At 65.0% G+C, this 4,446-nt stretch carries 4 protein-coding genes and 1 pseudogene; 2 read left to right on the forward strand and 3 right to left on the reverse strand.

Going from position 1 to position 4,446, the window contains the following annotated elements:
• Positions 1-1,055: pseudogene (locus tag VFJ08_RS12990) on the reverse strand (RNA degradosome polyphosphate kinase); the annotation flags it as partial.
• A gap of 59 nt (positions 1,056-1,114) precedes the next feature.
• Between VFJ08_RS12990 and VFJ08_RS12995 the strand changes: the two are divergent.
• Both VFJ08_RS12995 and VFJ08_RS13000 read left to right on the forward strand, forming a co-directional pair.
• Complete coding sequence (locus VFJ08_RS12995; RefSeq protein ID WP_324997646.1) at positions 1,115-1,951, forward strand: PhzF family phenazine biosynthesis protein; 837 nt, start codon at positions 1,115-1,117, stop codon at positions 1,949-1,951.
• Positions 1,948-2,325: a DUF423 domain-containing protein gene (locus tag VFJ08_RS13000; RefSeq protein ID WP_324997647.1), complete on the forward strand. Its 378-nt coding sequence runs from the start codon at positions 1,948-1,950 to the stop codon at positions 2,323-2,325. Before VFJ08_RS12995 ends, VFJ08_RS13000 begins: the two co-directional genes overlap by 4 nt.
• A 218-nt stretch (positions 2,326-2,543) precedes the next feature.
• Here VFJ08_RS13000 and VFJ08_RS13005 read toward each other — a convergent pair whose 3' ends face one another.
• Together VFJ08_RS13005 and VFJ08_RS13010 are read right to left on the reverse strand one after the other, a co-directional pair.
• Positions 2,544-3,608, reverse strand: coding sequence for an aldo/keto reductase (locus tag VFJ08_RS13005; protein ID WP_324997648.1), 1,065 nt, complete (start codon positions 3,606-3,608; stop codon positions 2,544-2,546).
• A gap of 189 nt (positions 3,609-3,797) precedes the next feature.
• A partial coding sequence (locus tag VFJ08_RS13010; RefSeq protein WP_324997649.1) for an N-acetylglucosamine-6-phosphate deacetylase occupies positions 3,798-4,446 on the reverse strand: 649 nt, incomplete at its 5' end.

Below are 4,446 nucleotides of genomic sequence, written 5' to 3' on the forward strand. Positions count from 1 at the left end.
ATCTCGGCGAACAGATCGCCAAAGGGCGCCAGCGCGCCGGACAGGCTTGGATTGAACGCCGGATATTTCAGATCCGGCCGGTCGACCCGGCCCTGCAGCGACAGTAGCCGGTTGACGTTGACCGGGCCGTTGACCTGATACAGATCGTCGCGGGTGAGCAGAAACCGCGCCAGCAGATAGTCGCAGAGTTGTTCCGGACAGTTGTGGGCCACCTCCAGGCGCACGCAATCGCCATAGCGCCGCCCCGGCAGCTCGCCCTCGACCGCGCGCAGCAGATCGTCGACCTCTTCCTCGTCCACGTACAGATCGGAATTGCGGGTCACCCGGAACTGATAACACCCCTCGGCGCGCATGCTCGGAAACAGATCGCCCACGTGCTCGTGGATGATCGACGACAGGAACACGAAATCGTGCGCGCCGCTGCCGGTCTCGGCCGGCGGTAGCTGGATGATCCGCGGCAATGCTCTGGGCGCCTGCACCACGGCATGCTCGATCTTGCGGCCGAAGGCATCGGTGCCGTCGATGGCGACGATAAAGTTCAGCGACTTGTTGAGAATCCGCGGAAATGGATGCGCCGGATCGAGCCCGATCGGGCTGATCACCGGCAATAATTCCTCCTCGAAGTATTCGGCCAGCCAGGCCCGCTGCCCGGCGTTCCATTCGGCGCGGCGCAAAAAACGGATGCCCTCGACCTCGAGCGCCGGGATGATCTCGTTGTTGAGCGTCTTGTACTGCTTGTCGACCAGCGTGTGGGCGCGCTCGCTGATCACCCGCAGCACCTCGCTCGGCGCCCGGTTGTCGGGCTCGCCGGGCGCATCCAGCAACTCGGCCTTCTGCTTCAGACCGGCCACCCGCACTTCGAAGAACTCGTCCAGATTGGTCGACGATATGCACAGGAACTTCAACCGCTCCAGCAGGGGCACCGAATTGTCCAGCGCCGGATCGAGCACCCGATCGTTGAATTCGAGCAGCGACAGCTCTCGATTGATGAACAGTTCGGCGGCATCGAACGCCTCCGGCGTGGGAACGCTCGACGCATCGGCGGGTCGGGTCATGCGACACTCTCCTGGCGCGGTCTCAGAGCCGCTACGGCACCACATTACATGACGCCTTTATGACAACCGGACGACAACCGTTGACGTTTCATCAGGTCGATGCCTTCACGGATCGCGTATTCGCCGGCAATCCCGCCGCGGTCTATGTGCTCGAAGCCTGGCCGGACGACGCCGTGCTGGCCGCGATCGCCGCCGAACATAACTTGTCGGAAACGGCCTTCGTCGTACCGGGAGCGGCCGGCCGCCACGAACTGCGCTGGTTCACGCCCGCGGTCGAGGTCGAGCTCTGCGGCCACGCCACGCTGGCCAGCGCCCATGTGCTGCTCAACGAACTCGACGGCTACCGAGCGCCGCTGACGTTCGTCACCCGCATGGCCGGCGAACTCGGCGTGACGGACCGCGACGGCCGGCTGTGGCTGAACCTGCCGGCGCGCGTGGCCGAGCCGATTGATCACGATATCACCGAGGTCGCTGCCGCGCTCGGCGGGCAGGCCGTGGAATGGCGGGCGTCCAACAACTATCTGGCGGTGTTCGAAAGCGCGGCCGAAGTCGCCGCGCTCGATCCCGACATGCGCGCGCTGGCCCGGCACTCAGCGCAAACCAATCTCGGCTTCATCGCCACCGCGCCGGCCGACGACGGCGCGCACGATTTCGTCTCGCGCTATTTCGCTCCCGGCCACGGTGTGGACGAAGACCCGGTCACCGGCTCGGCCCACTGCACGCTGGCGCCATACTGGAGCGCGCGGCTCGGCAAGCATGAGCTGGCCGCCCGCCAGATCTCGGCCCGCGGCGGCGAACTCGTCTGCCGTGTCGAGGGCGATCGTGTACACGTCGGCGGCCGGGCCGTGACGTTCGCCACCGGCACCGTCGCGCTGACCGACAAGGCCGCATCATGATCCGGCTGACGCTTGTCATCGCCGCGCTCTACGGCGGGCTCGCGGTCTGCCTCGGCGCCTTCGGCGCGCATGCGCTGTCGTCCCGCCTACCGGAGAAGATGCAGGCGGTCTGGCACACCGCCGAGCAATATCAGTTTTATCACGCCCTGGCCCTGCTGGCGCTCGGCGTGCTGATGCGCACCGGCACCACCGGCGCGGCCATGACCACCGCCGCCTGGTGCTTCATCGTCGGCACGCTGATCTTCTCGGGCAGCCTCTATGTGCTTGCCGGCTCCGGCGTGAAGATTCTGGGCGCGATCACACCGATCGGCGGCGTGCTGTTGATCGCCGGCTGGATCGCGCTGCTGATCGGCGTCGGGCGCGCGGCGCTCTAGAGGCTGCGATACCAACCTTCATAAAAACCGACCGGTTTGCAAAGAAAAATTAGTCCGCAAATGAACGCCAATAAACGCGAATGAAAGCGAGAAAAGCGCATAAGCACGTCTTATTCGCGTGCATTTGCGGACCGTTTTGGCCGGCAGGTCATTGCTTTTGCAGATTGGTATTACATGCCGCACGGCCGGCCGGAACCAGCCGACCGCCCGATTGCAATTCAGCGCTTGCGCGAATCCGCCAGTTGCTGCCGGCGATATTCGCCCTGGCGCTGAAACATCCAGCCCGGATATTCCGATGGCAGCGCGCTCACCTCGTTCAGGCGGGCCAGTTCATCCTCGGCCAATACGACGTCGGTCGCCGCGATGTTGTCGTCGAGCTGGTCGATCCGCTTGGCGCCGATAATCACGCTGGTCACCACCGACTGATGCAGCAGCCACGCCAAGGCGATGCGGGCCACCGATACGCCCTTGGCGTCGGCGATCTCGCGCATCACGTCGATACAATCGAAGCCGCGCTCCCGATCGACCGGCGGGAAATCGAAGGTCGTGCGGCGGCTGCCGGCCTCGGCCTCGCTATCGCGATCGAACTTGCCGCTGAGCAGGCCGCCGGCGAGCGGGCTCCAGACCATCAGCCCCAGGTTCTCGCTTTCCAGCATGGGCGCCAATTCACGTTCCAGATCGCGGCCGGCCAGGGTGTAGTAGGCCTGCAGCGATTCGAAGCGATGCCAGCCCTGGCGCTCGGCAATGCCGATCGCTTTCACGATCTGCCACGCCGCCCAATTGGAGACGCCCACATAACGGACATGCCCCTGTTCGACCAGCGTGTGCAAAGCCCGCACCGTTTCGGCGATTGGCGTTGCCGGGTCGAAGCCGTGAATCTGATAGAGATCGATATGATCGAGCTGCAGCCGCCGCAGGCTGGCTTTTACCCCTTCCATGATGTGATAGCGCGACGCGCCGCGCGTATTGACGCCGCTCGCGGCCGGGCCCGCGCTCTGGGTCGGGCCGAAAACCTTGGTCGCCACCACGATCTCGTCGCGCTGTACCTTGAGGTTCTTCAGCGCCTGGCCGGTAATGATTTCCGACTGGCCCTCGGAATAGACATCCGCCGTATCGATGAAATTGATGCCGGCATCGAGCGAGCGGCCGATGAGCTTGTCGGCATCCGCCTGCTGCAGATCGCCGATCTGGCTCCACAGCTCGCCCTGCCCGCCAAAAGTCATCGTGCCGAGACACAACTCGGAAACGAACAGGCCGGTATTGCCCAGTGCGTTATAGCGCATGATTATTCTCGCATTGTTTATTGGAAACCATGCTTCGAGTATGCCCAAAGAGCCACTACTACCCGCAAGCGCGAACTGGCTCGATTCGATCGGATGCCTGCCTATTCCTGCAAACCTCGCCGTTCAATGCAAAATATTGCGCGGATTAGACGATCCCGCCGGCTCGATCGAGTCGGGGCTCGGGCGCGGTCAAAGCGCGCCGGCAAGCCCCTCGGGGTCGTGCGCGATACGGCCTCGGCAGACCGTTATCCGCGGCTTGAAATCGGCATCGAGCACGACCAGATCGGCGTCGTAGCCTTCGTTCAAAACGCCCTTGCGATCGGCGACGCCCAGATCGCGGGCCACGTTGGTGCTGGTCATCGCGATCGCATCCGCCAGTTCGCAGCCGGTGAAATTCAGCAAGTTGCGAAACGCCGCGTCGAAGGTGAGCACGCTGCCGGCAAGCGTGCCGTTGGCCAGCCGCGCTTCGCCGTGCACGACCTTAACCGGCTGGCCGCCGAGTTCGTAGTCGCCGTCGCCAAGCCCTTTGGCCCGCATGGCGTCGGTGATCGCCATGAGCCGGTCGGACCCGGCCGCGCGCCAGGCCAGCTTCACCATGGCCGGGATGACATGCAGCCCGTCGGCGATGATCTCGACGCGCGCACCCGGGCTCGTGAGCAGCGCACAAGGCGCGCCCGGCTCGCGGTGGTGTAGGCCCACCATGGCGTTGAACAGATGCGTGCCGCGGTTCGCGCCCGCCGCGATCGCCGCTTCGGCCTGGGCCGCGGTACAGCCCGAGTGCCCGATCGAGGCGCGCACGCCCCGCGCGCTCAGGTGCGCGACCAAGGCTTCGCCGCCC

It is taken from the genome of Salinisphaera sp., assembly GCF_035690525.1.
Classification (GTDB): domain Bacteria; phylum Pseudomonadota; class Gammaproteobacteria; order Nevskiales; family Salinisphaeraceae; genus Salinisphaera.